The organism is Streptomyces sp. NK08204 (genome assembly GCF_020400585.1).
Classification (GTDB): domain Bacteria; phylum Actinomycetota; class Actinomycetes; order Streptomycetales; family Streptomycetaceae; genus Streptomyces.
Genome location: NZ_JAINVF010000001.1, coordinates 518,909 through 536,948 on the forward strand (window position 1 = coordinate 518,909; position 18,040 = coordinate 536,948).

General features: G+C 73.8%; 14 protein-coding genes. All 14 read right to left on the reverse strand.

The window, feature by feature from the left end; genetic code table 11:
- The 14 genes from K7G59_RS02220 to K7G59_RS02285 are packed head-to-tail and all read right to left on the reverse strand — an operon-like array spanning position 1 to position 18,040.
- Positions 1-2,190, reverse strand: coding sequence for an ATP-binding protein (locus K7G59_RS02220; protein ID WP_225830056.1), 2,190 nt, complete (start codon positions 2,188-2,190; stop codon positions 1-3).
- Between the two features lie 5 nt (positions 2,191-2,195).
- Complete coding sequence (locus K7G59_RS02225; RefSeq protein WP_225830057.1) at positions 2,196-3,956, reverse strand: hypothetical protein; 1,761 nt, start codon at positions 3,954-3,956, stop codon at positions 2,196-2,198.
- Positions 3,953-4,489 carry a hypothetical protein gene (locus K7G59_RS02230; protein WP_225830058.1) on the reverse strand — a complete coding sequence of 179 codons (537 nt, stop codon included), beginning with the start codon at positions 4,487-4,489 and terminating at the stop codon, positions 3,953-3,955. The genes K7G59_RS02225 and K7G59_RS02230 overlap by 4 nt, the downstream gene beginning before the upstream one ends.
- A gap of 2 nt (positions 4,490-4,491) precedes the next feature.
- Positions 4,492-5,631, reverse strand: coding sequence for a hypothetical protein (locus K7G59_RS02235; RefSeq protein ID WP_225830059.1), 1,140 nt, complete (start codon positions 5,629-5,631; stop codon positions 4,492-4,494).
- Complete coding sequence (locus K7G59_RS02240; protein ID WP_225830060.1) at positions 5,628-7,619, reverse strand: hypothetical protein; 1,992 nt, start codon at positions 7,617-7,619, stop codon at positions 5,628-5,630. The genes K7G59_RS02235 and K7G59_RS02240 overlap by 4 nt, the downstream gene beginning before the upstream one ends.
- A gap of 2 nt (positions 7,620-7,621) precedes the next feature.
- Complete coding sequence (locus K7G59_RS02245; protein WP_225830061.1) at positions 7,622-8,896, reverse strand: hypothetical protein; 1,275 nt, start codon at positions 8,894-8,896, stop codon at positions 7,622-7,624.
- A gap of 11 nt (positions 8,897-8,907) precedes the next feature.
- Positions 8,908-10,899 carry a phage tail protein I gene (locus tag K7G59_RS02250; protein ID WP_225830062.1) on the reverse strand — a complete coding sequence of 664 codons (1,992 nt, stop codon included), beginning with the start codon at positions 10,897-10,899 and terminating at the stop codon, positions 8,908-8,910.
- Positions 10,896-12,944, reverse strand: a complete 2,049-nt coding sequence (locus K7G59_RS02255) for a putative baseplate assembly protein (RefSeq protein WP_225830063.1) — start codon at positions 12,942-12,944, stop codon at positions 10,896-10,898. The genes K7G59_RS02250 and K7G59_RS02255 overlap by 4 nt, the downstream gene beginning before the upstream one ends.
- Positions 12,941-14,881 (reverse strand): putative baseplate assembly protein, encoded by a 1,941-nt coding sequence (locus K7G59_RS02260; protein WP_225830064.1) that lies wholly within the window; start codon positions 14,879-14,881, stop codon positions 12,941-12,943. Before K7G59_RS02260 ends, K7G59_RS02255 begins: the two co-directional genes overlap by 4 nt.
- Positions 14,878-15,300, reverse strand: coding sequence for a GPW/gp25 family protein (locus K7G59_RS02265; protein WP_225830065.1), 423 nt, complete (start codon positions 15,298-15,300; stop codon positions 14,878-14,880). The genes K7G59_RS02260 and K7G59_RS02265 overlap by 4 nt, the downstream gene beginning before the upstream one ends.
- Complete coding sequence (locus K7G59_RS02270; protein WP_225830066.1) at positions 15,297-15,998, reverse strand: phage baseplate assembly protein V; 702 nt, start codon at positions 15,996-15,998, stop codon at positions 15,297-15,299. Before K7G59_RS02270 ends, K7G59_RS02265 begins: the two co-directional genes overlap by 4 nt.
- Positions 15,995-17,176 carry a phage late control D family protein gene (locus K7G59_RS02275; protein WP_225830067.1) on the reverse strand — a complete coding sequence of 394 codons (1,182 nt, stop codon included), beginning with the start codon at positions 17,174-17,176 and terminating at the stop codon, positions 15,995-15,997. The genes K7G59_RS02270 and K7G59_RS02275 overlap by 4 nt, the downstream gene beginning before the upstream one ends.
- Before the next feature lie 10 nt (positions 17,177-17,186).
- Positions 17,187-17,858, reverse strand: coding sequence for a LysM peptidoglycan-binding domain-containing protein (locus tag K7G59_RS02280; protein ID WP_225830068.1), 672 nt, complete (start codon positions 17,856-17,858; stop codon positions 17,187-17,189).
- Positions 17,855-18,040: a putative phage tail protein gene (locus K7G59_RS02285; RefSeq protein WP_225830069.1), complete on the reverse strand. Its 186-nt coding sequence runs from the start codon at positions 18,038-18,040 to the stop codon at positions 17,855-17,857. Before K7G59_RS02285 ends, K7G59_RS02280 begins: the two co-directional genes overlap by 4 nt.

Genomic DNA, 18,040 nt, shown 5'->3' on the forward strand with positions numbered 1-18,040 from the left:
TCACCTCCGGGACGTGTCGACGAGCAGATCGGCGTGGGGGCCCAGTTCGGACGGCCGGAGCAGGCGGGCCTCGCGCTGGAACTGGCGCACCACCCCGCGTACGACATGCCGCATGGCGATCGCGTCACCGCCGCCGTCCGCCGCGGCCAGCGCTGCGGTGCGGGCCGCCGCCGTGATGCCGGCGCCCGTCATGTCCAGGCGGGCCAGGACGTCCAGGTCCACGTCCGCACCGAGCGGGGCCTCCTCGGGGAAGGCCAGGCGCCACAGCCTGCGTCGCTCCGCGGCGGCGGGGCGCGGGAAGTGGACCACGAAGTGGAAGCGCCGGGTGAACGCGACGTCGATGTTGTCCTTGAGGTTGCTGGTGAGGATCACCAGGCCGTCGCTGGCCTCCAGGCGCTGGAGCAGGTAGCCGACTTCGAGGTTGGCGTACCGGTCGGTGCCGTGTTTGACCTCACCGCGCTTGCCGAACAACGAGTCGGCCTCGTCGAAGAGCAGCACCGCGTGGCTCTCCTCGGCCTGCCGGAACGCGGCCTCCAGGTTCTTCTCCGTCTCCCCCACCCACTTGGAGACGATCTGGGCGAGGTCCACCTTGAGCAGCTCCAGGCCGAGCATGCCGGTGACGATCTCGGCGGACATGGTCTTGCCGGTGCCGGGCTCGCCGGTGAACAGCGCCTTGACTCCGCCGGGTGCCGACCGGCGCGCGAAGCCCCAGGTCTCGGCGATCCGGGGCCAGGCACGGGAGGCAGAGGCGATCTCCAGGATCTGGTTCAGCTGAGCCTCGGGCAGGACCAGGTCGTCCACGGTGCGCCGGGGCACGATCGAGCGCACCGCACTGCCGCCGCGTCCCCGGATGACGGTGGCGATGGCGGGCTCCACGTGGTCGGCGACCGGCTCCGGGTGCCCATTGCCCGCCAGGCGCGCCCCGGCCCCGGCCACCGACGCCACGGCGCGCAGTTCGCCGCCGCTCATCCGGTAGCGCACGGCCAGGTCTTCGAGGAGCGTGCCGTTCAAGTCCGGCAGCGCGGCCGACCACATCGCCCGGCGATCACCCAACCCCGGTGCGGGCAGCACGACTTCGGCGTAGCCGCGGGCGGCGAGCAGTCCCGCCGGCCGCCAGGGTTTCAGGCCGGTCAGGCACACCGGGGTCCGCGAGCGGAGCAGGGCGCCGAACACCGCGTCGGCATGCGCCCGGTGCCCCTCACCGTGCAGGTCGTCAGTGGGGATCCACAGCACCGCACCCAGTGCGGCGGCTGTCCGCACGTCGGCTTCGGGGTCGCCGGCCAGGCACCTCAGCGGTGCTCGCGCCGCGCGGGCGAGGGCTTGGACGGCGTCGAGCTGGCCGCCGGGCGGACAGCCCCACAGCCCGGCCAGGTCGATGTCGCCCGACCCCAGCGCGCGGCCCAGCCGGGTGAGCCCGGCAGAGGACAGGTGGGGGGGCAGGACCCGTGGATCCGGCTGGAGGACCTCGCCGGGGTCGTGGCCGAGCAGCCCGACGTCCGTGCCCCAGCCCAGCAGGAAGTCCAGCACTCCGGGGCCCAGGACCAGTTCCTGGGCGAGCTCCAGCGCGGCCTCTCCGTAGGTGCGCAGCAGGCCGTAGCGGCGCAGCGCCCCGGGCGGTCCGAGCGCGCGGCGCAGCGCGAGGCGGGCGGCCACGCTCGGTTCGGCGGCCTTGACCGCCCCGTCCGCCGCGACTGGTTCCCCCGGCCCGTCCGCCTCCCCGTCCGCCTCCCCGTCCGCCGCACTCAACGCCCCTACTGTGAGCAGCAGTTCCACGCTCGGCAGCCGACGGTTCAGGTTGTCCACGATGTAGGCGTAGATCCGCTCGTAGCCGCGGTCCAGTTCGGGCGCGGCCACCAGCAGCAGCGCGTCCTGTTCGGCGCGGGTCAGGCCGAACCGGGTGGCGAGCGCGTCCAGTGGCAGGGTCCGGCCCTCGGCGGACGCGCTCCGCCTCAGCTCCCGTTCCGCTTCCGACTCGGGCCGCTGGGGGGCGCACGGGCCTGCCATCGCGTCGGTGAAGGCGCACACCTCGCCGAGCAGCACATCGACCTGTTCGTCGGTGATGCAGTACGGCGTGAGGTCCGGCCGGGTGAGCCGGGCCGCGATCCGCGACTGCCGCTCGACGGCGGCGCGCAGCGCCCGGTGGACGTCCGCCAGGCGGATCCGCAGGTGTTCCAGCGCCGGTTCGCCCATGTGGCTCAGCCTCCCGAGAAGGTCAGGGTCCGCCCGCCCAGCCAGACCACGTCGGGCACGTCGGCGAACAACCCGCCGCGCAGCAGGTCCGCGTGGCGCCGCCCCATCGGGACGCGCACCCGGACGGCGTCCGGTTCGAACCGGACGGTGGCCTCCAGGTCGGCGAAGCGGCTCAGGGCCAGCAGCGGATCAGGGAGCTCGCGGTCACGCCAGAGCGTCCAGGCGATCGTGGCCAGGCCCAGGGTCGCGGCCAGGGTGACGGAGCGCTCCAGTGCGCTGTCCTGGGCGAGCGGTACCGCCCTGCGCTCGGCCACCAGCGCGGTGACCAGGTTCGCGAACCGGTCTGCGTGGCCGGGCAGTTCGGCGGCGAGGTGCGGATCCGGCAGCTGCTGTGCCGCGCCTGTCCACAGGGGCGTACGCCAGGGCAGCCGCACGACCGGATCGCCGCGAAGGGGCCGTACGCCGGTCAGGAACGGCACGCCCGCCGAGTCGAGTTCGCGCAGCGAGCCGGGGGGAAGAGGGCCTCCGCAGACCAGCACCGGTGGCCGCCCGCCGGCCTGCCAGTACGGCAGCAGCGCCGCGAGGTCCGCTGCCCAGGCGATCGGGAACATGCCCTGCGCGTCGATCAGGAGGAGCCCGTCGTCGGCCCCGGTGAGCAGGAGCGGGTCGGCAGGGTCGTGGCCGCGGCACACCGAGAGCGCCAGGACGCCGTCGAGCAGCGGGAGCGCGGGCCGTACCGCGCGTGCGAACGCGGTCAGCCGGTCCTCGGGGACGGGCGGTCGGAGCCCGGCGAAGGCGGCGGCCGCCTCGCGGTCCTCTTCGCCCCGGCGCCGGCCGTGTGTGGTCACGCCCAGCACCTTGTAAGCCAGGGCGGCGGCGAACAGCGGTGCCTCCTCGACCAGTTCGACACCGGCCAGCGCGGGGGCGATCGCGTCGAGGTACCCGATGCGGGCCAGGGGTCCGGCGAGCAGGAACGGCAACACGGACCACACGCGCACCTCTTCGGTGGCGCGGACCATGACGGCACCTGACGCCGCCTGCGGATTCGGTTTCTCGACCACCTGGTCCTGCTCCCCGGCCAAGGACCGCACCAGCCGGGCCGCCTCGTCGTACTCCGCCGAGGTCACGTACTCGGCGAGGAGCCTGGACAGGGCCGCAGCGCCGGCGTCGGCGACCTCGGTGCGGAGAGGGTCGGGCAGCGGCTCGGACGGCCTGCCGGGGCGGAGGCGCTCGACGAGTTCCGTGAGCAGCCGGGCGGCTGCCCCGTCGTCGTGGCCGAGCAGGGCGAGCGCATACACCCGGAGCGTCTCCTCGGGCAGCAGCGCGAGGAGTGCGCCCAGTTCGCCCCGTTCGGCGAGTTCGGCGAAGAGCGCGGCGGCCGTGGGCGCGTCCCGGACGGCCGCCTCGGCGGCGAAGGACTCCTCGAACGAGAACTCCTGGACGGGCGCCTCCCCGGGGACCTCGGCCATCGCGACCGGCGCGAAGTGGACCTCGGCGGGCGCGTGGGACCCGCCGGGCCGGCCGGGCCCGCCCAGCCGGACGGTGACGGTCACCGGTTCGGTGATCTCCACGTCCGGGCCGTCGCCGGTCAGCTGCTGGGCGAAGTGGTCCGCCAGCAGCTCCGGAAGGAAGTCGATCACTTGCCGCACCATGCCGCGCGGGTCCGGCCCCCAGCTCCACCCACCGCGCCGGACCACGCTCACCGTGCACCGGTGAACGGTGATCTCACCGGCCTCGTCGACGGTCCGTGCAGGGGGCGTGGTCACGTGACGTCCGCCTCCTCCAGGCGGCCCGCCCAGCCGGCCACCAGCACCAGTACGCCGTGCCTGCCGCCGAGGCCGAGGCTCACCGGCAGTTTCAGCCGGGTCTGCTGGGCGGGTAGCTCCCCGGCGAGCACATGGGTGTCCTGGTCGTCGGAGACCAGGGCGACCACCTTGGCGGGCCGGGCCGCCGCGACCTGCACGGTGATGGTGAGCCCGTCCGTCGCCAGCGCGACACCGGCACCGCCGGTCCAGGTGGCCAGGCGCACCAGCGTGGGTTTGGGCCTGCCCTCGGGGCTCAGCTCGACTCCGAACGCCAATGGATCGACAAGGGCGGCCGGTTCGTCGTCCACGGCCGCCACGGCGAGGTCCCCGGCCTTCAGTGGCAGGGTCGCGACGCGGCCCTCGTCGAGGCCGACGCGCATCGGCAGCGCGCGTCCGACGAGCGCGGCCACGTCGGCCGGGGCACCGGCACCGGACAGGGCCAGCGCACCCACCACATGGCCGGTGTCGGCCGCGTACACCACGGTGAGAGCCATGGTCAGCCACCTCCGTTCGTTGCCGCGACTGTCGCCAGGACGAGGAAGTCGACGGCCCCGGGCCGTTCGACGACCGCGGGTGAGCCGGCCCCGGGGTCGTACAGACGTGTCCGGCACCTGACCCGGCGGTCGCCGTCCACGGCTGCCTCCACCGTGCTGACCAGCGTGGATGTGGTGGCAGTCGGCGGTACGCGCGGAGTCAACTGCACATGGATCACGACCCGGCCGTCGGCGATCTGCTCCGCGGTGATGCCGGGCGGCAGCGGGAGCAGCATGCCGTCGGTGGCCGTCCCGGACACCACCAGGGTGCTGCCGACCGGCATCCGGCCGCTGAAGCTGCCCTCGATGGTGAGGTTGCCGTTGGCCGCGAGGGTCATCAGCGGGGCGACCGTGCCGCTGCCCTGGTAGAGCCCGAAGACGAGGCTGGGCTTGTCGCCCCCGGACAGGACGAGCGCGGGCTTGCCCTCCTGGGCTGTCGGTCCGGTGCGCAGGGTCAGGGCGTCCGAGCGGGCCGAGACGGTGTCCGCCCGGACGCCCGCGAAGCGCACCCCGACCCCGCGGGCCTTGGTCTCCACCCCGCTGAAGTGGCCGTCCGTCCAGCGGACGTAGCCGAGCAGGACGAGCCAGCGGGCGGGCGGATCGGCCGGCGGGGCGCCGGTCGCGGGCGGGCGCTGCTCGTCGACCAGCCGCTCGTCGCCGAGGCGCCCGAAGAGGATCTGGTACGACTCCTCCACGCGCGTCCTGGTCGCGCTGCTGGTGCACGAGACGGGCCCGGGTGCCTGGGCGGGCTCCCGGTCGGCCGCGGTGAGGAAGACCGGGTAGGGCTCGTCCGTCGGCTGGTCCGCCCCGTTGACCTCCTCGAAGTCGCTCTCGCGCAGCACGGCCGGCTCGGTGAGGACCACCTCTCGGCCGGTGCCGTCGACAGCGATGCCCGGCGTCACGCTCACCTCGACGTAGCGGGCGTTGGTGAGCGGGTCGGTGCGGCCCCCGGTGACGAGGCCGAGCCCCTCGGCGATGCCCCAGTCGTGCAGATGACGCGCGTGCCGGTCGGCCATGGCGCGCGCGTACTCCACGGTGGCCGACAGGTCCGCGGCGGCCAGCACCTGGCCCTCGTGGAAGGCGGGGCGCAGCGGGCCCGTCATGGCGTCTCCCCGGGCTTCGGGCTACGGGTGGGGCGAGTGCGCTTGGCCGGCGGTCTGGCGGGCCCGTCCTGGGTGGGCGGCTCACCGGACGGCTCGCCGGATCCGCCCTCGAGGTGCGCGAGGCGGGACTCGAGGTTTTCCGGAACCTGCCCGCTCAATCGGCCGACCTGTGTCCGGGCGCTGTCCAGTTGAGTGCGCAGCCCTTCCAAGGCGGCGGTCAGCTCGGCCACTTGGGTGCGCAGGATCGACAGCTCCTGGATGCTGTCGGTCACTTCACTGGGAGTGGTGTAGACCTGTTCGTGCAGCGCCTTGGGCGGCGTCTCGCCGGGTGCCGGGGTGAGCAGCAGGGACAGCATCTCCTCCAGGTCCCCGGTGCGCGGCCAGTCGCCGAGCAGGCCTTCCACGTAGGGACGCACGATGTCGCCCTGCGGGGGGAGCGTCGGCCTGTCGAGGCGTGGCAGGGGCGCGCAGCACACCCGCTCGGCCAGTTCGCGCAGCCGGTAGAGCTTGGGCAGCCATTCACCGTACGCGCCTCCGCCCGGCAGCACCTGCTCGCGGATCCCGGAGCACACCCGTACGACATCGCAGCCGTCCAGTTCCAGATGGGCGAGGAGCACGTCGGTGTCGGTGGAGTCGCCGCACGGCGGGTTGAGTGTGGCGCACGCGGCGTCGGTCAGGAAGCGCCGCAGCGCGAGCGTGAGTGCCGCCGCCGCTTCGGCGATCTGCTGCACCTCGGCGATGCTCGCCTTCTCCACGCTGTCCGGCGGCGGGGCCGGCAGCAGCGGCGGTACGTCGACGGCGGCGACCTCCGTGCGCAGCCGACAGTCACCGGTCTCGCCGGCCTGGTCCAGGCGGCACAGCAGCCACTCCCGGATCAGGCCGAGGTCCGCACGGAACTCCACCCGCAGCGCATGGCTCAGCGGTGTCCCCTGGGCCACCATGCGCACTTCCAGCGGCGCGTCCGCGTCGCCCCGCTCGGGCACCACCCGGGCCGCGGTCTCGGTGACGACCGCGCGGGCGAGGGTGCGGTGCAGCGGGTCGGGCCACGCCGCTTCCATGTCGGCTGCGCGGAGCCGGTCGCAGGCCGTGGCCAGGACGCCGCGGGCCTCCTGGACGGTGGCGAGGTCCGGGTACGCGCCCTTGAGCCGCTCCTGTCCGGCGGCGTCGTAGGTGTCGTAGCGGGCTACGCCGCCGGCGAGCGCGCGGACGTGCTCGGTCATCTCGCGGGCCGCCGGTGGTGGCGGCGGCCCCTCGCCGCCCGTGTTCTGGCGCAGCCAGGCCAGGGAGGCGGCGTACCGCTTGGCGTCGGCGGCGTCGAAGCGGAACGTCCTGCCGGTGCCGGCCGAGGCGGTGGACAGGGCGTCGAGGTAGTACTCCAGCCGTCGGCCCCGGGTGCGGGCGCCGTCGGCCCGGGCCAGGTCGCCGATGCTCGCCAGCAACCGGGTGCCGGGGTTGTGGCGGTGGTCCTCGAAGTCGTCGCATCTGACGACGAAGCGGAACCCCTCCTGGATCCGGGAGGGCACACAGCCCGGCGAGGGGCAGGGCTCCTCGGTGGCGTACGGCGCCACCGGTTCGACGGGCGTCTCCTGGTAGCGCACATAGAGGCCGTAGCGGCGGCCGCCTTCGTCGTCGCAGTTCTCACCACAGTCCACACCGAGGGCGCTGACCCGCTGTTCCCGCACCAGGGCCCGTACATCGACCTGTTCGGCGCAAGGCACCACGATGTCGTTGCCCGCGCAGTCGAGCGCGTGTCCGGGGTGGACCGTCACGGTGCCGTCGCCGCACGGGGCGCAGGTGACGCCGAGGCCGCAGATGACCCCCGGCCCGTACAGCGAGCGGTTGTGCAGCCTGCCCTTCGCGGTCATGTAGTCGACCAGCAGACCGAGATCGTCCTCGGTCAGCAGCTGGCCCGCGAAGAAGCGCGGGCGTACGAAGGCGGAGGTCCGGGTGGCGTCACCACCGCAGCCGCATCCGCAGTCTGTTCGCATGATCAGCGCTCCTTAACGAAGAACCAGCTCTCGAAGACGTCCCCGCCCGCCCCGGTTCCGGACGTCCAGGGACCGATGCCGGACGGAGGCAGTTCGCAGCCCCCGCGGGCCGCCACCGATACGTCCGTGCCGGCGTCGATGGTCGGTACGCGTCCGCCGACGTGGGTGCCGTCGACCGGACGGCAGCAGCGGTCGAGGAGGAACGCCGCACGGACGGTGATCAGCACGCGGTCGCCGTCCTGCAGCGTCTCGCGCGTGGTCTGGCGGTAGCGGAACTCATCGGTGAACTCGCCGCATTCGGCGGCTGGTTCGGTGAAGGTGCCGCCCATGTACCAGGTGGAGGCGTTGCGGCCGCTGCCGCCCTCGATCACCTGGATCTCCACCACGCCCGGCTGCAGCGAGTCGGTGCGTACACCGGCGGAGAACCGCACCACCAGCCCGCCGCCCTCGTCCTGGGTGCCGAGGAGGGCCTTGGCCTCGTCGATGGTGTACGTGTGTCCGTGGATCCAGTTGACACCGGTGATGACCGTGGGCAGGTGGCGGCCGAACGGGCGGCGCACGTTCATGTGGATCCGGTCCCGGCGCACCGGCTGGTGCCGGTCCACGCCGTCGATCCTGGCCAGCCAGAGCGTGGTGTGCGCGCAGCGGGAGCAGCAGGTGTCGCAGCGCTCGTCCACCGGCGGCTCGCATCCGGTGACGACCACCTTGTGGCACTCCTCCGTCCAGCCGAACTCGCAGTCGGCTGTGTCCGCGCAGGCGTCGTTGTAGACGGCGCGGGTGGGCTCGACGGGCCGCTCGGCGTAGCGGATGCCGATCCAGACCGTGTCGGTGTCCCGCTCGCCGGGGGGCAGCGCCTGCCACAGGTCGATATCGCAACCGCCCCGTACGACGACCTCGTTGCCGTCGCAGTCCACGGCGAGGCCGGGGCTGATCCGCACCTTGGCCCTGTACCGGGTGTGCTCCGCCTCGGTGTGCCCATCGGTGTGTTCATCGGTGTGTTCATCGGTGTGTTCATCGGTCGCGGCCGGCTCGTCGGCCCCCGTGTGCCCGTCGCCGCCGGACGTACAGTCGCCCTGCCCCGGCACCGGCTCCACGAACAGGCCGCACACCACGCCGTAGCCGAGCAGACAGCGCATGCGCAGCTTCAATCGCTCACGGTAGTAATCCTGTTCACGCTGGAAGTCCCTGGCGCCGAGCATCTGGCCGTGGAAGTACCGCAGCCTGCGCAGTGGCGGCGCGTCGAACTCCGCTGTCCCTGGTGTCCCTGTCTCCGTCATCGCCCGTCCTCTCACGACACTTGCGTATGCACACCGACGGCGGAGACGACTCCCACGCCCACCCCTCGGCGCAATCCTCTGGATCCCGGCCTGAGCACTCCGTCGCGGTTCAGCCGCAACGGGTCTGCGCCGCCGAGCACGGGCGGCGGCAGCGGGACGAACGCGGTGTCCACGCCGACCGTGGACCGGGAGCCGACCACGAAGCCAGCGCCGCCGGTCCGTACCTCCCCCACCGTGTGCGCGGGCGCCTGGCGCTCCACCAGCCGTCGCAGCGCCCGGATGTCCGCCGACCCGGCGGGCAGCAGCACCCGGAACCGGTGCGCGTGCGCGGACAGCGGATCGCTGTCGGGCGCCCCGAACGCACGCAGTGGCGCCGCGCCCAGCGCCGAGCCGCCGACCCGGAAGCGGCTCGCCGAGCGGCCGAACAGTCGTACGGCGCCGAGCCCTTGGCGCGGTCCCGGCGGCGGGACGCGCCCCGGTGGGGCGCACCCGACGGCTGCGCGCAGCTGTGCCCAGCGGCGGTCCTTGGCCAGCTCGTCGATGACCGGGGTCACCCCGAACACGATGCGCACCGCTTCCCGCAGTGCCCAGGGCGTGCCCCGGCGCCGGTACAGCTCCGGGGCCGCGGCGAGCAGCGCGCGCCGGGTCCGCGCGTCCCAGCCCGCCTCGAACGACAGGCCGAGCAGTCCGGCGAGCCACGGCAGCACCCCCTCCGGTACGCCGGCCGGGTCGAGCAGCGCCGGATACCGCTCGATGACCCGGTCGAGGTCGGCGAACGTGGCGTCGAACAGCGACAGGAAGCGCTCGGTGAAGTCGTCGGCCGCGGGGTCCTGGCGGAAGGCCGGCGGCAGCAGGTCGGCACTGGTGACGCGGGGGAAGTCCAGGCGGATCCGGTGCACGACCGGAGTCGCGCCGCCGTCACCCGACAGGCGCAGCCGCAGCCGCAGGAAGCGGCCGGGCGGCTGGTCGACGAGGAAGTCCGTGGCCCCCGGGGCCGATGTCTGCCAGTCGCTCTGCTCGTAGCGGCCGTCCTCGGTCACCACGATCCCGACGGAGACCGAGGTACCCGCGGGCACCTCGGCGTCGACGCGCACCCGGTGCCAGCGGCAGCGTGATTCACCGCTGTCGATCAGGGTCGTGAGATACGAGCCGCTGGTCAGGTAGGTGTCGGTGCGCGGCGGCAGGGCGTCCCGGGGCAGGCCCCGCCAGGTGTGGCAGTGGGTCACGGGCCCGTCGGGGCCCTTCTCGTCCAGGCAGAACCCGTTCTCGTCCACGGCGGTGAGCGTGGAAGGCGCCAGGGCCACGGCGAGTTCGTCCGCGGTGGCGGTGCGGAAGGGCCGGCCGTGCCCGCCGCGGTAGATCCGCAGCCGGGTGCCGTCGTCGGTGAGCAGCCAGACGGTCCGCTCGTCCGCGACGCGCAGGCCGATGACCTCGCCCCGCGCCCCGGTGCGCAGCACCCCTCTGCGTCCGCCTGCCGAGTCGAACCGGCGGAGGTCGGTACTGCCCCGGGTGGCGATCAGTACCTCGTCACCGGGCCCCAGCGCGACCCGTCCTGGCCGCCGTACCCGGATCACCCCGGCGAGCTGGGCGCCCTCGCGGCGCCACACGAGCACCCGGTCGGACTCCACCACGGCGAGGCGGTGTCCACGCGCGGCGACGGAGACCGGCCGCCGCAGCAGGCCCGGGTCGCACTCGGGCGGCCGTACGGGGGCGAAGGCGCCGCTGCACACGTCGCGGCGCAGCAGCCGTCGCTCCTCGGGGACCAGCAGATACCAGCCGCACGACCCGCAGGCCGGCGCCAGACGCGGGTCGGGGAACCATGGCAGGACCTGCTCCCTGGTGGGTCCTTCCGGCGCGCCGCCGGGATGGGCGAGCCGGATGCCGTCCGGCTCGTCGAACCCGACGATGCCGCCCGTGCCCGGCTCGCTTCCGGCGGGGCTCTGGTCCCAGCCGACGTACCCGTCGAGGAGGCGGAACGTCGCGGGGTGTGGTGTGCACGTCATGGCCGGTCTCCTACCGGGATGAGGAGCGGGCGCTCCGGCCAGACCAGGTCGTGGGGCCCGATCGCATGGTCGGTGCAGGGCGGCAGCCGCAGTCCGTCGACGGTGAGCGAGAGCCGGTCGACGCCCAGCACCCCGTCGACCGCGAGCAGGCGCCGGACCAGTGCGGTGTGCCGCAGCGCGCCGCCGAACGGCCAGCCCGCGCCGTCCTCCCCGCCGCGCAGCGGGTCCAGATAGCCGCGCACCGCGTCGCCCGCCCTGGTCAGGACTGCGGCGCGGTCGAGGTCCGGGTCGAGGGCGACCCATGACTCGACGGCGACCCGGCGGTACGGCACGGGGGCGGCGACCACCGTGACCCCGGCGGGGGCGGCCTCGCGGGTGAGGTGGTCGGCGACGGCCCGCAGTGTCGCGGCGGTGGCAACCGGCGGCTCTCCGCTGTCGTCGCCCGGCGGCACGACGAGGACCCCCACGACGCCGGGGATCGGTACCCCGGCGTAGTCGGGGTGCAGGCCGGGCACGCCGTGGGCGCGGGCCACCGACGCGCCGGGCGCGCGGGTGGCCAGCAGGCCGTAGTCGGCCGGGGCCACGGCCCGGCCACGGGCCCGCAGTTCGCCGACCCCCCGGCGCATCGCGTCGGCGTCGGGCTCGGCATCCGTGCCTCCCGAGGCCGGGAAGGGGTTGTTGACGCCGATGACGTACGGCAGGGCGGTCACGACGGCGCTGACGGCGCCCGCGCGCACGGCTCCGGCGCTGCCGCCGCCCACGCGATAGCGCACGGCGCGGACGTTGCGGAATCCGGGCGGTACGGCCGCGCCGTGGACGCCGTCGCCGAAGGTCACCTCGCCGCTCTCGTGGTCGACGGTGAAGACCCGGTCGTCGGCGCCGTATCCGGCCAGGCTCTCCACCTCCCGCCAGCGGGAGGCGGAGCCGGCCACGGTGCCGAACACATCGCCACCGGGATCGTCGTCGACCTCGATGACCACGGACCCGGTGAGGATGGGCAGCTGGCTGAGCCGCATACGGCGCCGTCCGCTCGCCCCGCTGTCCCCGCTGTTCTCGATTGGCTGCAGCGGCTCGTCCCTGATGGTGCGGGCGGCGGTGGCGGCGACCATGTTCAGCCGCAGCCCTGAGAGCACCGGCGCGGGTCCGGCGAAGGCGCCGTGCGCGATCCGCAGCCGCAGCCAGCGCAACGGGGGCCTCGGCCGGCTGCCGGGCGGGCTGCCCGGCGCCCATGAGCGCGGCACCCGCAACTCGACGGTCCCGTTCGCCCGGAACCCGGCCGTGGAGTCGCGCACCAGCTCGGCGGGGACCAGCCGGGTGCCGTCCAGCACGTCCCAGTGCAGCAGCGGCGCGGGGGTCAGCGGCAGGGGCACCAGGCCGCCGGAGTCGGCGGGGGCGGGCGGGGCGGCGACCACGACGAAGCCCAGCGAGAGCTGCGGGTAGGGGGCGGCCGTCCCGGCGAGCCCGATCCACAGGCCGTTGCCGGGCTCGGGGTCCTGGCCGAACGGTGCGAACGGACGGCTGGGCCCGGCCGGTCCCAGCGGCAGCGTCTGAAGCGTTCCGCCCTCCTGTACGGCGAGGGCGGCGAGGGCGGCCGGGGTGGCGTAGAGGTCCTGGTCGGTCTCGTACACCACCTGCCCGGCCGGGCCGGACGCCGCGCTCTGGAATCCGGCGGGCACCAGGACGGAGGTGCCGTCCGGGGGGTTCACGGTGAACTCCAGGAGGGCGGCCGCCGCCCCGGCCGGACGCCGTCGCACTCCGGCCGTCGCCAGGTGCTCGGCGAGCACCTTCTCCGGCAGCCGGTTGACGCGCGTGAGTACGGGTTCGGTCTGGGTGCCGAAGAGCCGGACGAGCGCGACGCCTGCGTCCTGGCGGTCGGGATCGGTCCAGTCCGGGGTGTAGCCCGCGATCCGGCCGCGTACCGCGGCCCGGACCGCCTCTCGGCTCGCGTCGGTCAGCTCGGGCTGGACGCCGGTCGGTCCGGGGCCCGGTACGAGCCGTCCGTCCTGATCGCGCGCGGCCTTCTCCCACCACACGTCGCCGGTCATGCCAGCCCCTCCCCCGGTTCGACGGCGCGCACGATCCGCGTGCGGACCGCCCGCAGGACGGGTAGTTCACCGGGCCCGAGCGGCACTTCCCGGCAGTCCTCGTCCGGGGCGGCCCCGTCCAGGCCTATCGCCACGGCGGAGACGTCCGCGAGGTCCCCCAGCGCGCGGTGCGCGGCCCGCAGCAGGGCCGAGGGGCGCAGCGGCTGTCCGAACGGCCAGCCGTCCTGGTCGTCGCCTCCGACCAGCGGGTCGAGGTAGCGGCGCAGCGCCTCGGTGAGCTGGGCGGACACCCTGGCGCGGTCGGCGGGGTCGCCCGACAGGTCGGCGCGCAGCACCACGTCGCGGTAGCGGGGCGCGCGGACGAAGACCTCGGAGGTGAGCAGCCGCGCCCGCTCCAGGTGGGCGGCGACCGCGCGCAGCATGCCCGCATCGGGGCGCGGCGCGGCCACGAAGTCCTCGCGGGCCAGGTCCTCGCGTGGCACCGCCGGCACGAGATGCACGGTGACCGCGCCGGGCACCGGGGTGCACGGGAAGCCGGGGTGCTCCCCCAGGGAGGCGTAGGCGCGGGCGACGGCGACGCCCGGTGTGGTACGGGCGAGGGTGGTGAAGTCGTCCACGGTGACCGCGCGGGTCACCTCGCTGAGGGAGGCGGCCGCGCGCCGGCGCGCCTCGGCGACGGTCTCCGGGTCGGCACCGCCCTCGGCACGCACCAGGCTGGCGGCGCTGATCGCCGCCGTGGAGTCCCCGGCCGGTACCCAGTTCGCGGTCATGCCGCCGTTGCCGTCCCGGCCGCCGCCGATGGCGTACTCGACGCTCGCTTCCTGGCGCGGGTGGGGAATGCGCCCGGTGAGTCCGTCGCCGAACACCAGCGCGCCCTCGGTCCGGTCGAGTACGAAGACCTGGTCGGCGGGCCCGCCGAAGGTGAGGTCGGGTACGGCCCGCCACTCCTGGCCCCCGAGTCGCAGGGTCGCCTCCAGCAGGCGCTCGGCGGCTTCGGGCAGCACCAGGTGCTCGCCGGGCAGCTTGAGCCAGGCGTCGATCTGCTCCTGGAGTTCGCTGCCGCTCGCGGTGCGCCGCCGGCGGTGGTGTGCGGCGGACGCGTTGACGGCGAGCTGGAGCAGGCGCGGCGGGGCGGCGTGGGTCGCGGCGGGGGTGGACACCAGGATCCCGCTGTCCTGGGTGGTCCAGCCGGCGGGCGGGTGGAGCCGGACCACCCCGGAGCGTCTGAGCCCGGCCGTGCCGTCCTCGCACTTGGCGAACGGGCCCGAGACATCGGTCCCGGGCCGGAACCAGGACCAGGTCAGCTCGGCGGGCGGCGGTACGTCGGCGACCGCCCCGGGCAGCCATGCCGGCACGGACGCGGCGGGTGCGTCCAGCTCGAACAGCAGGCTGAGCGGGCCGGGCGCGGGGTGCGCTCCGGCGAGCGGCAGGGTGAACCGGGCTGCGGCGGGGGCCCCGTCGGCCGCGAGCAGCGGGACGCCCCGACGGGCGCGCAGGTCCGCCGTGCGGTCGCGGTCGGTCCAGACGGTGACCTCGCCGTCCTCCGCGAGCGGGAAGACGGCCACGTCCTCGTCGAGGGTGAAGACGATCTGCCCCGCCGGGTCACGGGTGAGCGCCGTCCCGGCGGGGATGACCGGGACGGCGGTGCCCGCCTGCCGGGCCGCGACGCTCAGCACGGTGGCGGCGGGCCGGGCGGGGTGCGGGGGTTCCAGGCCGAGCAGCCGCAGTATGGCGACCACGAGTGCGTCGGGCACCTGGTCGAGCCAGTACAGCCGCTGTTCGAGGAGGTAGGCGAAGAGTTCGAGGAGGGTGACACCGGGGTCGACGGGCGCGTGCAGTGTCCAGGTGCCGTCCGACTCGGCGGGGATCCGGCGGCGGATGGCCGCCATCATGTCGGCCCAGGTGAGGTCGTCCAGTTGGGGCGCGGGCAGGGTCATGGCGTCCTCCCGGGGGAGCCGGTGGAGCCGGTGAGCCCTGCGTAGAACGGGAACACCAGGTTCGCCTTGGTGTTGCTGCGCCGGATGCGGTAGACGACCGAGACGGTGATCCGCGCCTCGTCGGCCGGGTCGGCCTCGGCGCGGACCTCGTCGAGCTCCACCCTCGGCTCGTGGTCGCGGACGGCAGCGGCGATCGAAGTCTCCAGGTCGCGCAGGTTCTGCACGCTGCCGGGCGCGAACACCAGCTCGTGGGCGCGGGTGCCGAGTTCGGGCCGCATGACCCGCTCGCCGGTGCCGGTGAGCAGCAGCGCCCGCAGGCAGTGCTCGATGCTCTCCTCGCCGACGGCGTACCCCAGGCGCCCGGAGGCGTCGGGCAGGATCGGGAACCGCCAGCCGGTCCCGAGGAACTCCTCGCTCATGCCGTCCTCGCCTTCTTGGCCAGTACGGCGGGGGTGAGCGGCGGGGCCGGCGGGCCGGTGGGCCCGGCGGCGGACGGATGGGTGTGGGTGTTGAACGCCTGGAGCAGCGCGTTGCCCAGCACCAGGGGTTCGGTGGCGCCGCCGCCGAGGTCGATGGAGGGGGAATCGACGGTCACCTTGGGCGCCTTGAGCGTGATCTCGCCCTGCGCGGTCACGGTCACGCTGCCGCCCTCGGCGGCGGTGATCCGGATGGCCTTGCCCTGGTCGTCCAGTTCCACCACGTGCCCGGCGGCCGATGTGATCCGTACGGCGGCCTTGTCCGCCGCGTCGTCGAAGAGCACCTCATGCCCGTGGCTGGTCCGGATCATCTTCTGGTCGCGGCCCTGGGTGCGGGCGGTCGGCGGCTTGTCCTCGCCGTTGTAGAGGCCGCCGAGCACGATCGGGTACCGCATGTCCCCGTGGACGAAGGCCACCAGGACCTCGTCGCCCTTCTCGGGCACGAACAGGGAGCCGTAGCCGCTCCCCGCGTACAGCTGGCTGACGCGGATCCAGTCGGTGACCGTGACGTCGTCGAACCACGGGAACTTCACCTTGACCTGGCCCTCGTCGTCGCCGTCGTTCTCCACGACGATCGCCGAGACGACGCCGTAGTACCGCTTGTCGGTGCTGCGGGCCCGCGGTGTGGTCCTGATGGTCACTGGTCCCCCTGGTGGATCCGCCGTCCGGTGAACTGGGTGAAGAACCCACTGGTGTTGAGCGTGTGCTCGACGCGCTTGACGAAGTACATGCCGGAGAACCGGCGCCCGAGGCCGTAGATCTCCAGGTTGTCGCCGGGCCGCAGCTCGGGCAGGCCCGCCACCTTGCCGGTCGCCGTGATGAACTCGTACGCCCGTTCCCGCAGCAGGCTGATCGCCAGTTCGCGGGCCTCCTGGTCGCTGCCGACCGGCGCGTCGACCAGTACTTCCTGGCGTCCCTGCAAGGTGGACTCGGCGACCTGCGGCCCGCTCTGCCCGTCGGCGGTGTTCTGCCCGGCCGGCAGGTTCTCCGCGGTCGCGGTGAACGCGATGGACTGTTTGGTACGGGGGTCCCAGCCGCGCACGGTGACTTTGCTGACCTGCTGGGACACGGTCAGGGTCGGGGTGAACTCCAGCAGGTTGGGGATCAGCCCCTCGGGCTGGGCGGTGGGCCCGGTGGACAGTCCCGGCGCGTAGGCGAGCCGGTACACCCGGATGGGCCGGCCGTCGCGGCCGTCGGTCGGTCTGATGAAGTAGAGCGTGTCCTCGCCGGTCCTGGGGTCCGGCAGGATGTAGCAGTCGAAGTCCAGCCGCTTGGCCCGCTCCAGCAGGAACGTCGCGTCGTCCTGGTTCTTCTGCACCACCAGGTCGTGCGTGGGCCCCTCCCGGGTGACCTCGACCCGCAGGTGGTTACGCTGGGCGATCTGCTCGGCGATCTGCCAGTCGGGCTGATTGCGGTAGATCTTCGTCTCGTTCTCGGTGGGTTTGCGGTCCTTGAGCCGCAGCAGCCCGTCCACTCCGCTGACCTGGACGGTGGGCGAGGCGCTGTCGGTGAACTTCGGGCTGAGCGTGGAGATGGTCCCGGTCGCGACGGTGAGCAGCTTGTCGGCGTAGCCGAGCCGCACCGAGACCCGGCCGCCGAGCCTGAAGGCCGGCGAGTCGCTGTGCTTGAAACGCAGGCCGGCGTCGTCCCAGTTGTTGAGGGTCAGGTCGAAGCCGGACATCTCGTCGATGTCCCGGTTCACCTTGATGTCGATGATGTCGTTCTTGGTGGACGGGTCCATCTCCAGGCCCTCGATGCGCACCTCGAACTCGGGTGCGTACCGGTCGGGTGAGGCGACCTCGGGAGTGGGGGTGCTCATGGCGCGCTCCTCACGGCAGCCGGGGCACGGTCAGCACCCGGCCCGGCCGCAGGTCCCGTGGATCGGTGATGCCGTTGGCACGCGCCAGCTCCCGCCAGGCGTCGGGCCGCCGGTACAGCGCGCTGGAGATGGAGCTGAGCGTGTCGCCGCGGCGCACCACATAGCTCTTCTCCACCGTGGGCGAGGAGCGTGGTGTGGCGGCGACCTGCACGGCGGCGGTGCGGAACTCCTTGAGCGAGAGGTCCAGCACGGCCCGCAGCGGAACACCGTCCGGCCGGAACAGCTGGTAGTTGACGTCCAGCTTCTCCACGACGCCGGTGAAGACCTCCTCGTCCCACACGAACCGCACGACCGGCGGCGCGTGTTCGCGGCTGTCCGGCCTCAGCAGGTTGCGCAGCGCGTCGACATAGGCCTTCCGTACGTTCTCCAAGGTGTCGGAGGTGTCGACGAGCGCCTGGACGGTGAGGGTCTCGGTGCCGCCGCGCACATACTGCAGCGGCGGGGTCTCCAGGCCCGGGATGGTGATCTCGGCGAAGGTGTTGCTCTTGCTCAGCTTGTAGTCGGTCGGGTTGAACCGCAGCGGGATCCGCCGCTGCCGCTCATCGGCGATCACCGGCCGGACGATCTCCAGGCGGGCCTGGGCCGCGCCCTGGCGGGCGAAGGACACGGGCGTCACGCTCATGACTGCCCCTCCTCGTGACCGAAGCGGCGTTCGGCCTCGGTGTGCGCGGCGCGGGCGCACGCCTCCTCGTACAGCTTCGACCAGGCCTGGATGTGCTTGTTGAACAGGCGGGTGAACACCGCGCCGTCGTCGCCGTCCACCTGGAACCGCACTTCGAGCTGGTGAATGGTCACCTTCGGCAC